Below are 20,201 nucleotides of genomic sequence, written 5' to 3' on the forward strand. Positions count from 1 at the left end.
AAAAGGGTTCACATGGGAACAGTGTCTAAGAACAGGGGCATGTCTTGTGTGGGTGTCCGTAAAACGGGTACTACACTAATTCGCGTGTCCACTGTTATGGGTACATTATAAACATTCCAGAACAGGTGACAGAAATTGGTTGGTATGCATTTCAAGGTTGCTCTTTACTAAAAAAAGTAAATTTATCAGATAGTGTAACAGAAATAGGAAATAGTGCATTTAAAGATTGTGCATTGTTAAATGAAGTCGATATGTCAGACAATTTGAGTACTATAGGAGATGAAGCGTTTTATAATTGTAAAGAGTTACGTCACATATTTTTCCCAAAAACTTTAACGAAAGTTGGAAAAAAAGCGTTTATTAAATGGATTGGGGGAGATGCTCTTTTAGTATTATCAGACATTCATTATCCAGGATTAAAGAGTGATTGGGATAAAATTGATGGAGTGAATTATAAAGTAAAACGTGAAGCTACTTTAACAGAAAAGGTGCATTTTAGCGTATATCATAACTCCAAAGCTGCAACTTGTACAAGCCCGGGGTATGGAGGATATTGGAGTTGCAATAGTTGTGGCGGAAAAGGATTTTCTGACAAAGAGTGTAGAAATAATATAGATACACTACTAATTATTGAACCTGCTTTAGGACATCAGTGGGATGATGGAAAGATTGTTACAAAAGATGGAAAAACAGTACTTGAACATACTTGTAAACGTTGTCAGTCTGTAAAGTATGAAGATATCAAAGAAAATATAGAAATTACTAGGCAGGGAATGAAATGGCTGGATCATAATAGCGTTGAACTTAAATTCCAATCTAATATAAAAGGTACTTACTATATCGAAAAAGTAAAACGTGGTGAAAATGCTCCTAAGATTGACATAACTCAGGCAGGAACTCTGATTGAAGCAAATACAACTGTAACAGCAAAAGTTGCTGATCTTCCAGAGGATGAGGTTGATATTTATGTATGTATTGTCAGTGAAAGTGATGAGAGTAATTATGGTACGGTAATGTTTCAGCCGATTTCATCAGAACGTCCTCGGTTAATAGCTAGCACAATTAAATTTGGTGATAATATCACAGCTTATATAGAGGATGATACGATAATTTTCTCTGGTAATGGGACAATATATGATACGGACGATATGGACATTGGAGATGCAGAAGATATATGGTGGGGGAACGGTATTGATAAAAGAAAAATTAAACATGTAATTTTTAAAGAAGATGGTGGGGCGATAACTCGAATAGGAAATTATCTTCTTGGAAGTTTTGAAAATTTAAAGGATGTAAAACTTCCTAATGGTTTGTTGGAAATTGGGGAAGGGGCATTTTTCGATTGTAATAATTTGATGAATATTGATTTACCAGAAAAGGTAAGGTTGGTCGAGAGAAGTGCGTTTAGTAATACTGGCATTTCTGCAATGAATTGGCCTAAAAATGCAACAAGTATACCCGATGGCGCATTTGTATATACAAATTTAAAAGAATTTACAGTGCCAGAAGGTGTTACTGAAATTAATCTACAAGCGTTTTATGGATGCACAGATTTAATTAAAATTTCAATTCCAAGATCGGTTACATATATTGGTTCAGATGTTTTTGCAAATTGTCGAAATCTCACTATTTATGGATTCAGGGATAGCGCAGCAGAAGCATATGCAAAAGCTAATACTATTAAGTTTGTGTCAGCAGATTACAAGGTAGTCTTCAAAGAGAATGGACGTACTAAGAAAACAGAATATGTAACAGAAGGACAGAACGCAACACCACCAACATTAGATGCTAAAGCAGGTTACACACTCTCATGGGACACTGATTACACTAACATTACAGAAGATATGGTAATCAATGCGGTATGGACAAAGAAAGACAGCGGCAGCAGCGGTGGTGGTACAACTATTATTGTAACTCCGTCAGAGTCAACGAAGTATACCGTTACTTTCAAAGATCGTGGTGAAGTAGTTAAGACAGAAAAAGTAAAATCCGGTGATGCAGCAGAATATCCATTCATCACTAGAAATGGTTACAAACTTTCATGGGATAAAGACTTTTCAAAGATTACTGCAAATATTACAGTCAATGCAGTATGGACGGTAATCAAGCCTGCAAAAGTTACAAGTCTGGTAGCTGAAGCAGATAAGAAATCTATTGCTTTATCATGGGACGAGACAGAGTATACAAGTTATTATCTGGTATATCGTAAAGCAGATGGAGAAACAGAGTACACACAGGTAGCAAAAACCACAAAAGTTCTTTGGACAGACAGTAAGGCTGTGCCGGGAACACAATATTCTTACAAAGTAGTGGCAGTTCGTTCACTGGAAGGTAAGAAATATCAGGGAGCAGATTCTGATGTAGTTACTACAAAGATTGGAACACCTCAGATCGGAGATATTTATTCCGTTGGTGATCTGAATTATAAGCTTACAGGAACAAAAGAAGTAACTGTAACAGGACTTGCAAAAGTTACAGATACACTGGTTATTCCATCAAGCGTTACAATTGGTGGAAAAGTCTACAAAGTGACCGCTATTCAGGATAAGGCATTCTACAGAAACGAAGACATTGTAAATGTAACTATTGGTAATAATGTTGTAAATGTTGGTAAATACGCGTTCTATCAGTGTTCAGGTCTGGAAACTGTTAAGTTCGGAAAGAGAGTTGCGATAATTAATACTTGTGCATTTACTCAGTGTCCGAATCTTGAAAATGTGACATTACCGTCAAGCATAAGAAAGATTGGGGCTAAAGCATTTTATCAGTGTACATCCATTAAAGTTTTAAAGATTAATGGTTCTGTTCTGGAATATGTCGGCAAGAAAGGTCTGGCAGTTAATAAGTCAGTCACATTGAAATTGCCGAAGAAAGTGTACACCAGATATAAGAAACTGATTAAGGCAAGCAATATTTATTCTAAGACAAAATTTACAAAATTCTAATATGAACATGTAACAGCAGAGAGGGGCTGGGTCGAATGATCTAGCCTTTCTTTAATAATCTTCTGAGCTGCAATAAGACCACGAGCCACGATCTCGGCTGGCGTCATATTTTCCTGATTACGGATGTAAGCACCATTCTTGCGGATGGATTTGAGGATTTTCTTGACCTCTTTTTTGAACTGTTTGGCGATTGGTTTTCTGGACTGCATCAGAACTTCATAAAGTCCATCTTCAGTAAGCATGTTTACCTGCCTGTTTTGACCTGCCCTAAGAATTGTTGAGGTCAGCTTTTCGTCATCGTCGACGCCTCTAAGCATTTCCGTCACATTGCTATGTTCAATCCATTCTGCTACATCTTTAGCAAGGAACAAAGGGTTTTCTACAGTCCCGAAAATTCTAAAATGTCTTCCTAATACTTCCTGTTCATTAATTACAGTAAGTGATTCTTTGTTATTTACCGGAGTTGCCTTCAAATTAAGACCACCATGTTCATTTACGAAACTGCAAATATCATCAGCTGCATCCACCGGAGTATTCATCCCTGGGATAGGATCCATTCCAAGTGCTGTTCTCATTGTTGGATCTGTAAGGACTTCTTCTGGTACATCTTCAAATTTGGATGCTGGTTTTGTGTTGGTTGTGTAAGTGTTCAAACAGAATAAAAGGATTTTTAACGGTGAACGTTTTGTTCACCATAACAATCTGAACAAAACATAACCACTGTCGGAAAACACGACACTGGTCTGAAATAAAAATTTGACAAGCTTCAGATAGTGTGTTATATTACTCCTTGGATAAATATATATTTAAAATGAACAACAGACAAGATGTGCTTACGGTCACTTGCAATAGTAAATGTTATGTAAGTCTTACGAGACTGCATCGGAATTATATAATAGTTTGTTTGATTGTTTAGTTGAGATATGTGTCCGTTACAACTGTAGATTTTATTATAAAGAATTAAGTTGTCTTATCCCCTGTGGAAAGATGCAGTGGCGTATCTCCCTGTAGAACGTCCGTTTAATTCAAACGTAAAATCGAACCATAGAGAAGATCAAAAAAGTGCAGTAGTTCCGATTACTGTGAAGTCTTTGCGAGGATGTGTTTAATGATACACTGGAGATGGTGTGTCTATTTTTTTACATTTAAAAATTGTTTGAATATTCAGTTAATAATGCAAATAAACAGATATGAAAGGAGTGAGAACAATGTACGATAAGAAAAAAATAAGAACGATTTCAAATTTTATATGCCCTGAATGTGGTTTAAATTTTCCGCTTCCTAGAAACCACGGAAGGCAGAGAAAGAATGGACATATTAAAGATATATATTGTCCGAAATGCGACAAAATACAGAAATTTCGGGAATATAAATACAAGCAAGGTTATAAGACGCTGGGTGGTGAGATTATTGATATGGTAGGTTAATATAAAAAAGAGAGGATCAAAGATGTTTTGTGTTATACAGAAGCTTGCAACTAAAAGAGAGAATCCGCAGGGGTATCCCAAACATTTAGAAGTAATGCAGGAAAGTGTTCAGGCTGAAGACGGTACAAAGCAGATAAAATGGGGTTATGCTTACAGTGATGAATGCTTTGAACGTCCAGTAAAGAAATCATATAAAGTATCTGTACATCAGAGCTATCGTGACAGGGATGGAAAACCAAGGAAGAAAGAATTTGTATTATTCACAGTGAAGTATTATGATCTTGCAACAGGAGAGTTTGATACATATAACTGGGGTGCAGAGAAGATTGAGAAAGTAGCTGCTATACTGGGAGTATCAGAAGAAGAAATTTATAAAGCTGTTGAAAGTAAGATCAGACCATTGGAACTTGAACTACAAGAAGAATTTCAGCAGACAGAAGAGAGCCAGACGTATAGAAGAAATTTAAAAATTGTTTTGGAATATGAACGCAAGAAACGTCAGTTCAACATAGAATATATGTTGGAGGATAATGATGATAGGTATGATTACTGCTATGATGTGTTTGGAAAATTGAGAAATCCCGCAATGTTGAAACAGATTCAAAAAGAATACAAAGAGCGAAGGCGAGAAGAGAAAGAACGGCAGAAGAAATTTGAAGAGTGGTTCCATGAGTACAACTGGAATCAGTTTCAAAAAAATCATTCAGGCAGTGGTAGTTACCAGAACGGTGAATCTGATAACTACCAGAGCAGTGATGAAAATAGTAGTTACTATAATTACGTAAATGATAACTACACAGATGAGGAAAAAGTAATCCTCAAACAATTTTATAGGGTATTGGCGAAGAAGTTTCATCCAGATTCAAATGCTGGAAAAGATACTACGAAGCAGATGGCGTTGTTGAATAAGTTGCATGGTCAGTGGGGATTAGGATGAGTTGGTAATACCAATTTGATATCAGAACTATTATATTCATAAACGATACCGTTTAAAAAAGTATTTCACAATGGTCATGTAAGCCTGAAAATATAAGCAAATTGTTTAGTGACAAATTTTAAAATACGATATATACGTATCATAATAAAAAGACTGTTATTGCATAACGATTATCAAATATATTTTGGAACTCAAAGTATCGGGAGTGTGTTCGCGAACCACAAATGATATTATAAACTTTGGGAAGACAGCAGCTCTTTTTTATACTTGTAGAATGTCTTCTTTGATATACCCGTTTGTCGGATAGTTTCAGCATCATTCAGAGAGCCGCCAAAAGCTTTGTTGTGCTTCTGAATGATTTCTTTTGCAACGATTGATTTCTTGGTAATGAGTTTCTGTCCCTGAATTTGTCCGATCTGCTTCCCGGCAAGTCGGGCGGTCTGGATGCCTTCCCGGGTTCTTTGACGTAAATCATAGACTTCTTTCTCTGACTGCTCGAATGCAAGCCTGATCTGTTCTTTGGCAAGCAGCAGAAGATACTTGTTTATTCCTTTCAGAATACAGTCAATGTCTGTTCCGGTAGCAGGAATACCGCCTTGCAGAGCTTTTTTATATGTTTCAGTACTAATATGTGGTTCTTTCAGGAAAATAAGGTTGATTCCCTTGTGGTAAAGCTCTTCATACATGATGAATCCCTCTTCAGCATCACGGGACATTCGACTGACAGAATCAAAGATAATGGTATCGCCGGAAGTGATCTTGCGCATGAGTCGGTCAAACTCTTTACGTCCTTGGAATTTTCTTCCGGTATATACTTCTTTGATGATCTCTGCCTGCGGATATGCAGCAAGAATGTTTCTAACCTGTCGGTCTATACTTTGCTTTGGCGTACTGATTCGACAGTAACCGAAATATCTGTTCATTGTTATGCCTTTCTGGTGTAATTCTGACGCTCCTTAGAATTACACCTTTAAAATTCCGTTGAAATGTTACAAGAAGCAGTAGTTTTACTATTTTTTGACTGGTACGTCAGATTTACTACTGTTTAAGCAGATATTCTTTGAACCTAACCCAACCACGTTGATATGCTTCATTGCAGGAAGTGTTTGGCTTGATCCGGTGTTCGACAGAGAGAATGATCCGGTCGATTACTCTGTTGGGAATATAAAAGTCATGCATCAGATGTACGAGTTCTTTTTTCCAGCAGTTACTTTTTTCAATTGTTAATTGTTTCATTATATGAAATTCTTTTGACATAGTTTTTGGATTCCTTTCAGAAAAATTGAAATATCATATTTGAAATCCTGCTGCCAGATTGATTATTACATCCAGCAGCAGAAGAGAAGGTTATTCAAATGGAATTGAGATATCTTTGAAGACAAACTCATAACCATGAGTTCGCTGTAAGCTGACAAGAGCTGTCTTTTTATCTTCCGTAAGATTGACATGAAGAATATACAGGTATGGATAAATCAGACAAGGTTCTTTTTCTTCCCATGACTTCAGGATTGCCAGAAGTCCGTCAAGGAATCTGTTTACGCGTACTGCATAATTATTACCGGGTCTGCGAATCTGCTTGTACCATGTGTCTTCATTCATTACGACTGTATGGAATCTTTCCAGTTCCGTTGGCAGATATCCGCTGATCTCAAGTGTTTCAGTTTCTGTATTGTAGTGTTTCCAGCTCATGTTTTGACTCCTCCTGATTGTATGTATAAATTACCAGATCCCAAGGGAGTGAAAATTTACTCCCTTGGAATTTCCATGATTATTTCCTGATTTACTTCCCGGAAAGAGGAATAATCTCATTCCGAAAAACAAATTCATAGGTTGCTTTACGTTGCAGACTGATAATTGCGTTGGTTTCGTCTGCGGAAAGTTCAATATGTAGCACATAATCATAAGCGTGTTCCATGATCGGGTGTGTTTCGTCCTGTGCTTTCAGCAATTCAAAGAGATTTGCAAGGAACTTTGTCTTTCTGCCTTTTGCTTTTCCCGGAGCTGCTGAAACTGATCTCTTGCAGATAACACTCCATGCATGTTCCTCCATGACAATAGCTTGAAAGTCTGACAATTCTGAAATGTATGGAAGCAGGTCAATCTGTCTGGTTTCTTTGTTGTATTTCATCCAGCTCATACTGTTACACCTCCAGCAGAAGAGAGACAAGTCCAGCAGGTAATGTCTCGGCATATGCAGCAGCACTGGTACGGTCTGCAAAGTGTCTTTCATTAACAATTTCTGACTCACAAAGTCCTACAGAGATAACGATTACCTTATAAAATTTTCTTGTTGCCTGAATATTTACTGCAATGTTTACTTCCATGTTCATCATGATAAAATCCTCCTTTGAATGTGTATGTTATCGGTGTCTGGCAGCAGTACTGACCAGACGCTTAAAAGCTTCCCAGTTACCCGGATTCTCTGCAAAGATACGGATTGCAGCACCTTTGTAAAGTGGATAGTTGACTATAGGTTGTTGCTTCTTTGGTTTGTGCATAATCCTCTTTCCTCCCGTATAGCCGATAGAACAGTTATGAATCATTTTTCGGGATTGTCTACAAGTAATTCCCGGAACATTTTCAGGCATTCTCTGACACCTGCTTTAAATGCAGTGGCTTCTGTAATAGAAGAGAGCTGAAAGATTGTATCTTCAGTAGGATCCTGAATAGCTTTGTCCATAGCTTCTTTTACTTCCAGTTCGTGCTCACTGTTACACCAGTTGTCAAAGAGCAGATAAATAATAGCTTCTTTCATTTTGTGATACCTCCGTAAATTTCTTCTGTATTGTCGAGCTGCTGCCAGAGCTGTACTGCTGTTTTAAAGCCAACATCAAATGCCTGACGTTCAAGTTTTTCGCAGTATTCAGATAGTAGAGAAGTGAATTGCTCCTGCTGATCTTCAGGAACGTGTTTTTTAATAGCTTCAGTAACAGAGTATTTCTGATCTGGCGTGCATCTGTTGCCAGTCCATAAGCTGAAAAGTGTTTGTAATATGTCCAAGAGTTCACCTTCTTTCTCAATATCCGACTATGATCCAGTGGATTATCATTGCTATGGGAGGAACTGTCAGAATCAGAAACAGCGCAGCACCGTAGAGAAAGCGATATACTTTACGCTTGATAGCCTTTTTAAGACGTTGTTTGAATAACTGACACCACTGGTCATAGGTCATTAAAGTGTCTGTCTGGTTCATGGTTGTTGTCCTCCTGTTGTTGGTTACTTATTTTTCAGTGATTATGATGGGGTGAATTTTTACCCCATCTCACTGCGTTGAATTTCTTAGGGTCAGAGGAAGAAATTTCTTCCTCTAAAACGTTAGGAAAAATAGTAGTTATGTAGCCCGTCATGCCGATAGCACAGCATAGTTCATATGACTACCTGACCGCCGGGTACGGCGATCAACGCTTGCAGCTTAAAGCCCTGTTTATCGTGGCTGCAACCACTTTGATGATTAACTATTCTGAATTGCGATGTATCTTCGAGCATCCTGTAGACATTCTGCTTTAGTGTTTCCAAAAGCTACAGCATTGCCCCAACTATTTCGTGCAACCCATTCTGAGACTGTACCGTTCTTCTTAGCTCTTAAATTTAAAGGATCATAGTGTTCGATTCTTTCAAATGTTAAATTCTGAAGTTTCATGTTCTCACCTTTCTCCGGTTGACCTCCACCGGAAGGATAAGCAGTTTATTTAACGTATAATCTTCTGTACTGGCTGATTCTCTGATACTCTGCAAGGCTTCCTAAATCTGCTTCGAGACGTTTGCTGTCAAGTGTTCTTCTTTCACAGGTTGAGAGTTTGACGGTGAAATCATTACCTGTCTCTGTCAATTTCTCGTTCGCATCCATGTAGCCGATAATCTCACGTTCAACTGCTTTCAACTCTTCTTCAAGCTGTTCTTTCATTGCTTTAAGTGATCTGTAATCTGCAATAACCTTTTCTAATTCGTTCATTGTTCTACACATATATTTATCCTCCTGAGATTTGATTTCTTATAAGTAGCAACCCTTTAAGCATCTTCCTGACTATTGTTACGATACTGTTCACTCACAGGTATATGGCTTGAAGTTTGTGGATGCTTTCGGCTGATCCGGTTGCTTGTGTTGCTGTGTTTCATTTGATGATTCAATTATAACACGATATCGTGTTAATTCAAGATGGAATAACTTACAATTATAACACGATATCGGTATACTGAAATTGTGCAATATGCATAACACGATATCGGTATTATTGACAAGAAGAGAAAATAATGATATCGTGATACAAATAGATAAGAAAAATGTAAATGGGAGGGATGGCAATTATATATGGAAGAAAAAAAGAAGGCTTCTGAAGCTCATATGAGAGCAACAGCAAAATGGGAGAAAGAAAACTATGATAAAGTTCTTGTGAGATTCCCAAAAGGAACGAAAGAAAAAATTACTGCTTCAGGTGCTAAAAGTGTGAATAGTTTTATTGTTGAAGCAGTACAAGAAAAATTGAATAAATAATGTTTAATAGAAATAACACGATATCGTTATAAATAATGCACAAAATATGCTACACGATATCGTGTTATATTTGTGTAGAATTACGTCTTGAAACATATAACGATATCGTTATATAATAACCTCATAAAGCAACAGAACAAACGAAATAACAAATAAAAAGTTTTATGGAGGTTAAGAACTATGGCAGCAGCAAAAGCAAATGTATATGAAATGGTAACATCAAGAATTATCGCAGAACTTGAAAAAGGTAACATTCCATGGGAGAAACCTTGGACAGGAGTTAGATCAGGAGCATATAACCGGATCAGCAAGAAACCATACAGTATTATTAATCAGATGCTTTTACAGCACACCGGAGAATATGCTACATTTAAACAGTGGACAGATTTGGGCGGTCACATCCGTAAAGGTGAGAAATCAGAGTTTGTAGTCTTCTGGAAGATATTAGAAAAAGAAGAAACAAACGAAGATACCGGAGAAAAAGAAGTCAGGAAAATCCCAATGCTGAGATATTACAACGTCTTTCACATCTCACAGGTTGATGGTGTTAAACCTCTGGCGTTACCATTCGCAGAAGTGGAACCGATAGAAGCAGCAGACAAGATTATCACAGAGTATGTAGAACGTGAGCACATCACATTCGAGGAATGCGCAAGTAATGAAGCGTTTTACAGTCCATCCCGTGACAGAGTTGTAGTTCCGATGAAAGAACAGTATAAGCACATCAATGAATATTACAGCACGACATTCCATGAACTGACACACAGCACCGGACATAAGAGCAGACTTGACAGATTACATACCGGAGCAGATGCAGCGTTCGGAAGTGAGACATACAGCAAAGAAGAACTTGTTGCAGAGATTGGCAGTGCATCTCTTATGAATCTGTTAGGAATTGAAACAATAAAGACTTTCAGAAACTCCGCTGCATATATTCAGAGTTGGTTGAAAGTCCTGAAGAGTGATAATAAGTTTATAGTATCAGCAAGCAGCAAAGCAGAGAAAGCAGTCAACTACATAATAGGCGAGTAATACAGGAGCGGTCGAGAGACACCGCTTCTTTTTTTGTGCGCTGATATCCGTAGTTGGTTCCGGTTTAGAGTCTGCAAGATGCTGTTGCAGGCGTTATGATCTGAAGCAGTTTGACAGCAGTGTAGAAGGAATAACAAACAAGATTGTAGTTACTATGTTTGTAAACGTGATACCTACAGAGTAGGAAGCAGCAGGGCATAGAACAGCAACAGAGAAGTGAAAGCACAACACAAGATTATGCAGGATAGTGTGAGAATCTGGAAGTGTAACGCTAACAGAATCAGGCGTGTAAAGCTCTGAAAACAGATATCTGAAGTAAGTATGAAGCTGATACCAGAAGAGAATTATCAGCAGGAATAAAGCCAACAGGAACAGCGCAACAGAGCTATGACCGGAACTATGTTACAGGCACCGGACAGAGGACTCAACAGGGCTGTCGACAGGTGCTTAGATGGGCGTAAAACGCACTCAGCGACGCTAGGAGCCACGCTACAGAGCTACCCGGAGAACTTAGCCAGACGAGGTTAAGATTGCTGTATGAACCGTACAACGCACTATACAGCCATGGATAAATAATATCAGTAAGCACAACAAAAAATGAAGATAATGCAATATTATACAGGTGAACACTGGTAATTTTCTGCATGAATGGCAGCACCAGATAACTGGAACTTGTGAGCCTTAATCCACTGGGAGATAAACATCAGATCAACAGAAACGGCAGAGCCTTGTATAAAATCGTTTCTATATGCTTATGTGGCTGCTGCCTGAAGTCTGTTACATTTCTTTACTGGGGAAGGTTTGCAATTCTTTTATAGGTTCCACCGGGACGGGCAGCAGGACAGGAAACATTTTATTTACTGAGAGATACAGCTTGAAAAGCGTTTGTGTATGATCTGGAGCAGGAGGACATAACAGATTACACAGCAGCAGGAGCATAAGAGCAGGGCACCGGGGAGAGGGTGGGACAGGTACCGGGGGTACTTTCAACATAGAAAGGGCTTGTTGTTTCTGGTATTTGCTGTATGTGGTATACTTTTATACTCACTGGAAAAATAAATGCCGTTACATTCAACAAAACCCCATATATTATTGATAGAACATATATTCTGTGATATACTTACAGCGTTGTCCAACCGATACCCGGCAACGGGAGGAGGTGAAGTCTATATGGAGAATCTTGCTATTTCTTTTCTTGTCTCCTTTATGGCAAGCATAGCCGCCTATTATGTTTGCAAATGGTTAGACGGCGACAAGTAGGGCAACACTAGCCTAGCGGTTACTTGTCCGCTATAAATAAACAAGAAGAAGCCCCCAGTATTCGCACTACTGAGGGCGTCATTCTTTTTGTCTACATGGACTTGCTATTTCTTTTTGCCTACTGGCATTATAGCATATGCAAAATGAAAGTGCAATATGCAAAAAAGTGACAGATTCTCAAAATGGGAATGTGCTCTAAAGTCGGAAAACACGACCTTAGAAATCATGAGAACGAGAAAACTTTCATTAAAACAAAATATTCTAAAATGAGAACCACTCCCCTGAATCAGGGTACTGGTTTTATCTTCTGAATTGCTGCTTTGACAGACTCGATCACCATTTCAGTGACTGAGCAATCTTTAAAGCTGATCGAATAAATCGTTCGATCAAAAACTCAACGACAAAATGCCCTCGAGTTTGAATCACCGTCAGGAATCACGACACTGGTTGATGCAGTCCTGCATCAGAATCACACAAGGACTCGTCAAAACAGTGACACTTGCCTGGTATTCATAAAGATGTTCCAAAAGTCAACTGGAAAATGAATGGTAGCAAAACTTTCATATGGAGAAATGACTAAACCACTTGTAATAATTGTATGAGTGTATGTGCAGAGAGTATATACAGATTTCTTTTATAGTATGAAAAAGTTACGTACAAGTTTGTCAGATTTATTTCCTGATATGCGGTCTTGCTACGCAAGCCCTTTCTTTTCATTCGCTGCGCTCATTCAAAAATATTTATCTGCAAGGAAAAATTCTGAATTAATTCCAAATTTGTCCGAATCAAATCCCTATATAAATATAATAACTATATATAGGGATTTGAAGTTGACAATTTTGGAAAAATATGATAAAAATTGCTTATAGTATATGGACTTTCGGACAATTACTATCTGCCGATGAGCGAAGCGAAGAGCAGAGAAAGCAAGCTTGCTTGCGCATATCAGGAAATAAACAAGACAAAAAAGGAGATAAATCATGTTGGAGTTAAACAAAGAGTACACATACAAAGAAATTTGTAGTGTACTTGGATGGAAAGAATCTACAGGTAATCAGAAAATAAAACAGATCAAAGAGATTGAGTCATCATATGAATTTTTTCATCCAGAAAATAAGAAAACACATAAATCAAAAAAGAGTTATATCTTCACGAAACAACTTAAAGAGCCAGTGATCGTAGATAAACGTAAAAACAACGGTGCAGAAAATCTTTTTCCAGAGGAAGATTTTGAGTATCTGTTTAAATGTATGTTACAACGAGGTACTTGGCTTGATTTTTGGCATCAACGAGGTCAAATGAATGAAGTATATGTATCTCAATCTATAATATATATTACATTCTTAGGACGTAATCTTTATACGCTTATAGATGGAATAAGGTATGTGAGACTGAATAAAGATGATAAACCGGATTATCTTAATGCTATGTATGTATTCAGGAATATCTGCATGGATGCTGCAAAATCTAATACAGTTACAAGAATCTGTAAAAAAATGCATTATAAAAAGAATGTTATGCCAAAAGGAATATTACGGCATGAAAATAGTAAAGATACACATACAGTGCCTGATAATGAGCTGTTAGAGACATATCAGACTCGCATGGGAGAATTACTTCAAGAGTATAGAGTGGGATCAGAATTGCAGGCAATCCAGAGAGGATGTTATTTCGATATTTTGTTGGAGATACAAATTTGGTTTGAAGAAGAGTTGGAGAAATACGGAGTAAAGAGGTACAATCTTATAACCATTGAAGATATGTCCGAAATTGAGGAGTTTATACCGGAGAGGGAGAAAACTGAAGAACTCCAGAAAAAGATGCTCTGTGTTATTGTGGAATCTATTATAAAGTCAGTTCGTAATAGATGTACGGAAGCAAAGACATATAAAATAAAACTGAAGCCAGAAGAGAAAATTTTGCTGGGATATTATTTGACTGATTTACTAAAAGAGACAGAACTTATAAAGGATTATTCTGGTCAAGTGGTGGAGATATTTAAAATAGTCAGAGAACAATATCCTGATGTGAATGATTTTATCGAGGAAATGAAGAAAAAAAGAAAAGCGGCAGAAGAAATCTGAGCAGGCAGGGCGTATGGAATCTATGTGGTTCTATGTGCTCTGCTTTTATATTTTTATATATGGAAGATGTTCGGTAAGATCATGCTCGTGTCTGGCATTACGCGGGGTGCTTCCAACTTTACAGAAGAAACACATTATATAGGAAGAAATTCGATCTCAAAAATGACAGAAAAAATTCCGGACGTTCGTAGATTTCAGGCATCAGAAACAAAAGAGCAGATGCAGCAGCACCTACTCCTTGCAGTGTCAATATTCTCCAAGGTCAAACAATTCATCAAAGGTTATCTTCAGATTCGGAAACATAACCAGTTGTAAATCTTCTTTGTTTTGGGCTGTGACAGTCTTATAAAGATACGGATAACCAGTGCCATCTTCTTTGAAATCGAAGAGATAAATCTCTACAGATTTTTTTCTCCAGTCAACGATCCAATACTCAGAGACACCGACCTTGCAATAAATATCCATCTTTTCATGTCGATCATATTCTTCTGTGGCATTGGACAAAACTTCCATCACAAAGCGGGGAATGCCAGTGAAAGAAATGTTCTTACGGTCTCTCAGGTTACAGATGATTGATACGTCAGGAATGATTACTTTATCATCATTTTCACGCCATTCATACTGAACACCATCGCCAAAGACACGACACAGGCTGTCTTTGATCTGGCTGCCGATCTTGATAACAAAGTTATTGATAACCATAGAATGCTCAAGGTAAGTTTTGCTTAAATCTTCGATTGGTAGTGCATTACTCATATTGCCGTACCTTCCTATTCTGTCAAGCCTAAATCTATTGATTTTACTGGCTTTGACGATTTTTATTTACCTCAAAAACAGAGCCGGGAGTGATGGATATCGTAGTATCATGTACCGAATAGCTGATAAACAGGTATAGCTAATAAAGCATCCCTTTTCTTTGCTTTATAAAGGCTATTTCCCTCTGATCAACTATGATGATGAACCTTCCGTGTCTAAAGGGATCGTGTCCCAACTTCCTTCGTACCATCTACCATACACTGAGTGCCAGCCAAGCTCCTAGACGGGGTCATGCCCCACGGTAAAATCCAATGCCGGCTACAGCTCTTGTTTTTTTGTTTGATTGTTACTGACCTGCATTCCCCTGTCGTGGTACTGATTTACTCAGTGGACGCTATACCACTACGGTTTCCTGTTGGTCCTTTGCAGATGCAGCCCGTTTTAGACTCCATCATTTACGGGTTTCTGTTCCAGAACCCTGTCCAGTCTCCGATGCCTTCCATCAGCCACTCGACAGAGTTCTGGATTATGTTGCTTCTTATGCTGCCAATGATGTCTGTGCTATTACTGGGCGTTTGATATCCTTCAACAGTTTTTGCGGATCATAAGTTGTCCCTGTCTTCAGGATCGTGTAAATCACCCTTAGAATCTTGCAGGCTATCACAATCAGTGACTGCATCTTTTTCAATGGATTGTTGGTCCGTGTTGTGTAATACTCATGCAGTTGCTTGAATTCATCTGCATGCGACACCGCTGACTTTGCCGCCTGGAACAGCCAGTACCGGAGCCTCTTGCGTCCTCTGTGGCTGATCTTTGTCTGGCCTTTATGCTTGCCGGAACTGCATGCCACCAGCCCCATCCCGCTTAGCTTCTGGATTTCCTTCACATCATCAAACCTGCTGATATCTCCCATTTCTGCCAGTATGCCAGCCAGGATATTTTCGCCTATGCCATTGATTGCCAATATATTTTCTGCATAAGGTATTTCCCTGCATTTCTTGTGTAAAGCATTTTCAATCACTGCAAGCTGCTCATCCAGCTTCAGGATCTGTTCTGCATACCATTTCACTGCCTCCCTGCCTGCATCAGTCCCATCCTTAAGTCCCACACTTTTCTTTGCGTAACTCACAATCTCACCGGCTCTGCTGTAACCGCGTCCTCTTAGTTTGGCGTCATGCCAGATATTTTTTATGCCTTCCGCTCCCAGTGCTGCGATATCCGATGGGATGGCTGATACTTTCAGTACTTCCAGTGTGAATGCACCATCTATTTTTCCAAATGCGTCCATGTATTCCGGAAAATAGATTTTCAGTTCCCTATGGAGACGATTGATATTTCGTATCCTGTCTTCGCTAAGCTGGTCCCTGAACATGGAGAGCCTTCTCATATCTGCGTAGACTTTTTCTGGAAGATATGGCATTCCATAGTTGCCATCTTTCACAAGATTGGCAATCAGTTTGGGATCTTTTCTGTCATCCTTGAGCTGACTGTTGTCTTCGATTTCTTTGCTCTGCTTTACAGCATATGGATTTACCTGGACAACGCTGATTCCGTTTGAAATCATCCATGCAGCCAACGCAAACCAGTAGTGACCTGTCGGTTCAAGCCCCAGTACTATCTGTTTCTTATCGTTTTTTGCCGCAAGTGCCAGCATCCATGCCTTGGCATTCTCAAAGCCTTCTGAAGTATTGCTGAATTCAAATGCTCCACGGCTTAACTCCCTTCCTCTGACATCAATTGCCCTGATATAATGAGTCTCACTGCCTATATCGCATCCTACTATAAGCATGTCATCAGTAATGAAAGAGAGTTTATCGTTCTTGGCGAACTTACCGTTTGTTTCCAGTTCCCGCCAGGTATAGGATCTCAGTTCTTTTTCTACCACCTCTATTTTCTTGCTCAATTCCTCTTTTGACAAAAGATTAATTGCCTGTTTTTCTACATTTACTTGCTTTTTTGCTTTTCTTGCTTTAACATTCATCTTGAATACCTCTTGTGTTTTTAGATTTTACTAACTGCCCGGTCAGTAATAATCTAAATTTACTTGAGGTATTCTTTTTGGTCAATTTCCTTTACTCTTTAAAGTATACAGGAAGCTCCTTGATATGTTGATATAATTATAATATTTTACAAGGTGTTAGTCAAGGATATGAGCTGCTGAAAGAGAGTGTACATATGCAGGAGAAGAATAATTTACATGACTGATAATTTTAAATTATAAGTAAAATTAACAGAAAATAATGCGAGAATAGATATATAGTACGCATAACGATATAAATTTTTAATGCTAAAGTTAACGTAGGAGAACTTTTTTGAGCTGAATCTGCCGAAAAAATGCAGAATATCATCTTTTTTTATCGTCTGAAAACCCTTGTAAATACAGGAATTGTTCGAATTGTCAAATGCGTGTGGTATATGGGGAGAATAACTTTTCACAAATGTACAGAAAAGCAAGAGCATATCGCAAAGAGACAATTTAGATAATTCCTTATATTATAAGAAATAAATTTACACAGGCATAGAAGATGGTGCCAGTGCATCAGGTTACATTCCTGCAAAAGCTCATGGAAATTTGCAGAATATCAGGAGATAAAATCTTTCGTAAACGCTGTAAATACAACAAAAATTGCAAATGCAAATTCGTCCGGTATATGAAGGGAACAACTTTTGTATTTTGAAAATGCACGCTATCTGAAAAAATATCTCTTAGAAACGCTGTAAATACAAGGAAAAGCGTGAATACAAATTCATGTGGTATATGAGAGAGTTACTTTTTTACAGATATTTCGACACGGTTATTTTTTCAAAAGTGCCGAGAATCGCTGTAAAATCAAGCAAAATGAACAATGCAAATTCGTGTACTATATGAAGAAACTTACATTTGCAGTAGATGTTCGACACGGTTATTTTCTAAAAAATACCGAAAAGCGTTGAAAAATCAAGCAAAGTAGGCGGTGCAAATTCGTCAAGTATATGAGGAGATGAACCTTTTATAATCCCTGACGCTACAAAAATTTGCACGCTGTCTGAAAAATAATTGCATGAAAACCTTGCAAATACAACGAAAATTGGACATAGTGAAACGTCCGGTATATGAGGGGACAAACTTTTTCTATGTACAAAATTACACGATATATATGTATCATAGTAGCGATAAAAGCCGTAAATACAATAAAAATCGGATATGCAAATTCGTCCGATATATGAGAGAAGAAACTTTTATAAGATACAAATGTATCATTATAATAGAAAATCAACAAAAAAGGAGGATACAGCAATGACTGAGAATAACAAAAAGAGAGTTTCTATAGAAGTGGAGCCAGATTTCCACAGAGAGTTAAAGCTGTTTGCTACTCTGCGTGGCATGACTTTACAGAACTATATTACAACTCTGATAAAGAACGACATGAAGAATATGAAATAAAATCGACAGGAGAAACAAAACCATGAATCAGAATCATACAACAAAGACAAAAGCAGTCCGTAGTAAAAGAATGGCTTGGCTGCTTAGGAAAGCTGGGTTCCCGATATTGTCAGTGGAGCCGGACAGAAGTAAACCTGAGTATAATGTGTACATTTTTGAGAAGGTACCGGGTTTTCAGGAAGCATTTGATAAGATTATCGAAGAAGCGGCGCAGAAAAATTAAAAATAGGAGGCTGAATAAGAGCAATGAGCAGTTATGTGTTAGTATACGAACAAGTGATTGAAAAACTAAACGAAGCAGGAATAACCAATGGTAAGATAATGTTGCTTTATGGCAAGATAATGTCATTGGCACAGAACGAAGATGGAGCGTGTTGTGCAAGTAATGGTTACTTTGCAGCAGTCCTGAAAACGGACATTCGCAACATTCAAAAATACCTAAAGACTTTGAAAGAAAAAGGATTTATAAAAATGTACGAAGAAAAAAGCACAAGAGAGTACGCATTTACAGCGACCAGGTTAATATATCCCCAGTGGAAGATGATTGATGATGAACTGGTTGACGTGCGAACACTTGGACAGGACACCACGAACGAATCTTCAGGTACCCATGAACAAATAGGTAGTGACCCACGAACAAATGGACGCAATCCTATGAACAAAAAGGTCGAACAGGGTGAACAAAAAGGTCAAAAAGCACGAACAAATGGACACCCAAATAATAGAGAGAAAAGAGAGATGATAAATAGACTAGAGGGCGCTGACGCTGAGAGTAGAGAAGAGGTCGCTGGCGCTCCAAATGTCGTCGCTTCCGCTCCTAACTCCGCTGACGCTGCGCGCTTACGCTTGCCGGATGATCTGCCGGAAGATATTCGCAATATAAAGTTTGAAGCGAAAATAGATGACAAATCTATGTTAGAGGTTATGGATCGTGATTATCGTGAGTATTTAGATGATGGTTGGGAGACTCACGAGGATATTAGAGATAAGCTTATCGAGAAGTTTACTACTGGATTCTATTGTGGTAACAAGGATAAGGTTACTGCTTATGCAGAGTTCTTGATGGAACATTATAAAATAGTACCTATCAAAAAGTATTTGTAATTGAACAAGAATTTGAATTTACAATCAGAGAATAACTAGAACGTATAAGCACATGTCAGTGTTTATGACTTTCGGATTGCTTATATATTGTAGTTATTTTCTGCTGAATAAGAAAGTGAGGAACAACAGATATGAAATTTTATACAGCAGAAGACTTACAACAGATCATGCAGATCGGACACAAACAGGCAGAAGCATTGATGAGAGCAGAAGGATTTCCGAGTATTCGGATCGGACGCAGTTACCGGGTTGAGGAAGATGCTCTTTCAGAATGGTTAAGCCAGATAAAATCAGTGAAACTGGATTACAGCAAGTGCTAGGACTGGTGAAGTTATGAGTGGAACATTTACATCTTGGGGAGCACTTGTGCAGGCACTTCAGAAAGAAGTAGCAGAAGCAACAGAAGAGGTTGTGGACGATTCTCTGGATGATCTGTACAGGAACGTTGACAGATTTTACAGTTCTTCAGAAGGAAGATATCACCGTACAGGAATGCTGCGTATGTCACCACAGAGTTACTTCAGTGGTGGCGGTTCTGTGTCTACAGGTGAGATCAGTCTGAACACAGGACACGGTTACAGTCCTTCTGGAAGAGATACAAGAACGATTTACAGTTATGCTGAGAATGGTGGATTGCTGGGTAACGGTGGATTCTGGGCTGATACAATGTCCAGAATCCCGGCACACATACAGCAGTCATTCGGCAGCAGGTTTCATTAAGAAACGATTCAGAACGATAA

Annotated in this window: 24 protein-coding genes; 11 read left to right on the forward strand and 13 right to left on the reverse strand. The window is 38.3% G+C overall.

Annotated elements, in window-relative coordinates; all coding sequences use genetic code 11:
* Positions 1-113: 113 nt before the first annotated feature.
* A complete protein-coding gene (locus ACTNES_RS10330; RefSeq protein WP_441039245.1) occupies positions 114-2,945 on the forward strand; it encodes a leucine-rich repeat protein in 2,832 nt (943 codons plus the stop codon).
* Here the strand turns inward: ACTNES_RS10330 and ACTNES_RS10335 are convergent.
* On the reverse strand, positions 2,942-3,520 hold the full coding sequence (locus ACTNES_RS10335) for a BRO-N domain-containing protein (RefSeq protein WP_441039227.1): 579 nt from the start codon (positions 3,518-3,520) through the stop codon (positions 2,942-2,944). The genes ACTNES_RS10330 and ACTNES_RS10335 overlap by 4 nt on opposite strands.
* Before the next feature lie 633 nt (positions 3,521-4,153).
* On the opposite strand from ACTNES_RS10335, the gene ACTNES_RS10340 reads away from it, so the two are divergent.
* Together ACTNES_RS10340 and ACTNES_RS10345 are read left to right on the forward strand one after the other, a co-directional pair.
* Positions 4,154-4,372 (forward strand): hypothetical protein, encoded by a 219-nt coding sequence (locus tag ACTNES_RS10340; protein ID WP_441039228.1) that lies wholly within the window; start codon positions 4,154-4,156, stop codon positions 4,370-4,372.
* 22 nt (positions 4,373-4,394) lie between these two features.
* Positions 4,395-5,309 (forward strand): hypothetical protein, encoded by a 915-nt coding sequence (locus ACTNES_RS10345; RefSeq protein ID WP_441039229.1) that lies wholly within the window; start codon positions 4,395-4,397, stop codon positions 5,307-5,309.
* 230 nt (positions 5,310-5,539) lie between these two features.
* Here ACTNES_RS10345 and ACTNES_RS10350 read toward each other — a convergent pair whose 3' ends face one another.
* The 10 genes from ACTNES_RS10350 to ACTNES_RS10395 form a co-directional block, all read right to left on the reverse strand.
* Positions 5,540-6,232 (reverse strand): recombinase family protein, encoded by a 693-nt coding sequence (locus ACTNES_RS10350; protein WP_441039230.1) that lies wholly within the window; start codon positions 6,230-6,232, stop codon positions 5,540-5,542.
* Positions 6,233-6,656: 424 nt separating this feature from the next.
* Entirely contained in the window at positions 6,657-6,998 is a 342-nt protein-coding gene (locus ACTNES_RS10355) for a hypothetical protein (RefSeq protein WP_441039231.1), read from the reverse strand.
* Positions 6,999-7,089: 91 nt separating this feature from the next.
* A complete protein-coding gene (locus ACTNES_RS10360) occupies positions 7,090-7,446 on the reverse strand; it encodes a hypothetical protein (protein ID WP_441039232.1) in 357 nt (118 codons plus the stop codon).
* A 4-nt stretch (positions 7,447-7,450) separates the two neighbouring features.
* Entirely contained in the window at positions 7,451-7,642 is a 192-nt protein-coding gene (locus ACTNES_RS10365; RefSeq protein ID WP_118568795.1) for a hypothetical protein, read from the reverse strand.
* A gap of 27 nt (positions 7,643-7,669) precedes the next feature.
* Positions 7,670-7,807: a hypothetical protein gene (locus ACTNES_RS10370; RefSeq protein WP_155512357.1), complete on the reverse strand. Its 138-nt coding sequence runs from the start codon at positions 7,805-7,807 to the stop codon at positions 7,670-7,672.
* A 41-nt stretch (positions 7,808-7,848) separates the two neighbouring features.
* Positions 7,849-8,064 (reverse strand): hypothetical protein, encoded by a 216-nt coding sequence (locus ACTNES_RS10375; protein WP_441039233.1) that lies wholly within the window; start codon positions 8,062-8,064, stop codon positions 7,849-7,851.
* Positions 8,061-8,309: a hypothetical protein gene (locus ACTNES_RS10380; RefSeq protein WP_118568793.1), complete on the reverse strand. Its 249-nt coding sequence runs from the start codon at positions 8,307-8,309 to the stop codon at positions 8,061-8,063. Before ACTNES_RS10380 ends, ACTNES_RS10375 begins: the two co-directional genes overlap by 4 nt.
* Before the next feature lie 16 nt (positions 8,310-8,325).
* Positions 8,326-8,502 carry a hypothetical protein gene (locus ACTNES_RS10385; RefSeq protein WP_441039234.1) on the reverse strand — a complete coding sequence of 59 codons (177 nt, stop codon included), beginning with the start codon at positions 8,500-8,502 and terminating at the stop codon, positions 8,326-8,328.
* Positions 8,503-8,760: 258 nt separating this feature from the next.
* On the reverse strand, positions 8,761-8,949 hold the full coding sequence (locus ACTNES_RS10390) for a hypothetical protein (protein ID WP_441039235.1): 189 nt from the start codon (positions 8,947-8,949) through the stop codon (positions 8,761-8,763).
* A gap of 45 nt (positions 8,950-8,994) precedes the next feature.
* Positions 8,995-9,273: a hypothetical protein gene (locus ACTNES_RS10395; protein ID WP_026649232.1), complete on the reverse strand. Its 279-nt coding sequence runs from the start codon at positions 9,271-9,273 to the stop codon at positions 8,995-8,997.
* Positions 9,274-9,618: 345 nt separating this feature from the next.
* Here ACTNES_RS10395 and ACTNES_RS10400 point away from each other — a divergent pair, with 345 nt between their 5' ends.
* The 3 genes from ACTNES_RS10400 to ACTNES_RS10410 all read left to right on the forward strand — a co-directional run bounded on the left by ACTNES_RS10400 (position 9,619) and on the right by ACTNES_RS10410 (position 14,177).
* Complete coding sequence (locus tag ACTNES_RS10400; RefSeq protein ID WP_441039236.1) at positions 9,619-9,801, forward strand: hypothetical protein; 183 nt, start codon at positions 9,619-9,621, stop codon at positions 9,799-9,801.
* Positions 9,802-9,981: 180 nt separating this feature from the next.
* Positions 9,982-10,833, forward strand: a complete 852-nt coding sequence (locus ACTNES_RS10405; RefSeq protein WP_441039237.1) for an ArdC family protein — start codon at positions 9,982-9,984, stop codon at positions 10,831-10,833.
* Between the two features lie 2,240 nt (positions 10,834-13,073).
* Positions 13,074-14,177 (forward strand): hypothetical protein, encoded by a 1,104-nt coding sequence (locus ACTNES_RS10410; protein WP_441039238.1) that lies wholly within the window; start codon positions 13,074-13,076, stop codon positions 14,175-14,177.
* Positions 14,178-14,423: 246 nt separating this feature from the next.
* On the opposite strand, the gene ACTNES_RS10415 is transcribed toward ACTNES_RS10410, so the two are convergent.
* Together ACTNES_RS10415 and ACTNES_RS10420 are read right to left on the reverse strand one after the other, a co-directional pair.
* Positions 14,424-14,933, reverse strand: a complete 510-nt coding sequence (locus ACTNES_RS10415) for a Uma2 family endonuclease (RefSeq protein ID WP_441039239.1) — start codon at positions 14,931-14,933, stop codon at positions 14,424-14,426.
* Between the two features lie 538 nt (positions 14,934-15,471).
* Positions 15,472-16,914, reverse strand: coding sequence for an IS110 family transposase (locus ACTNES_RS10420; protein ID WP_441039240.1), 1,443 nt, complete (start codon positions 16,912-16,914; stop codon positions 15,472-15,474).
* Between the two features lie 1,296 nt (positions 16,915-18,210).
* Between ACTNES_RS10420 and ACTNES_RS10425 the strand changes: the two genes are divergently transcribed.
* From ACTNES_RS10425 to ACTNES_RS10445, 5 genes are all read left to right on the forward strand, one after another.
* A complete protein-coding gene (locus tag ACTNES_RS10425; protein WP_182448947.1) occupies positions 18,211-18,357 on the forward strand; it encodes a hypothetical protein in 147 nt (48 codons plus the stop codon).
* A gap of 22 nt (positions 18,358-18,379) precedes the next feature.
* Positions 18,380-18,580: a hypothetical protein gene (locus ACTNES_RS10430; protein ID WP_441039241.1), complete on the forward strand. Its 201-nt coding sequence runs from the start codon at positions 18,380-18,382 to the stop codon at positions 18,578-18,580.
* Positions 18,581-18,603: 23 nt separating this feature from the next.
* Positions 18,604-19,461, forward strand: a complete 858-nt coding sequence (locus ACTNES_RS10435) for a helix-turn-helix domain-containing protein (RefSeq protein WP_441039242.1) — start codon at positions 18,604-18,606, stop codon at positions 19,459-19,461.
* A 131-nt stretch (positions 19,462-19,592) separates the two neighbouring features.
* The gene (locus tag ACTNES_RS10440) at positions 19,593-19,781 is read left to right on the forward strand and encodes a helix-turn-helix domain-containing protein (RefSeq protein ID WP_441039243.1); all 189 of its coding nucleotides are present in this window, start codon (positions 19,593-19,595) and stop codon (positions 19,779-19,781) included.
* A 13-nt stretch (positions 19,782-19,794) separates the two neighbouring features.
* The gene (locus ACTNES_RS10445) at positions 19,795-20,181 is read left to right on the forward strand and encodes a hypothetical protein (RefSeq protein WP_347459891.1); all 387 of its coding nucleotides are present in this window, start codon (positions 19,795-19,797) and stop codon (positions 20,179-20,181) included.
* Positions 20,182-20,201: the final 20 nt, after the last annotated feature.

Origin of the sequence: Blautia sp. HCP3S3_D9, from assembly GCF_052063845.1 — a bacterium.
Lineage (GTDB): Bacteria > Bacillota > Clostridia > Lachnospirales > Lachnospiraceae > Blautia_A.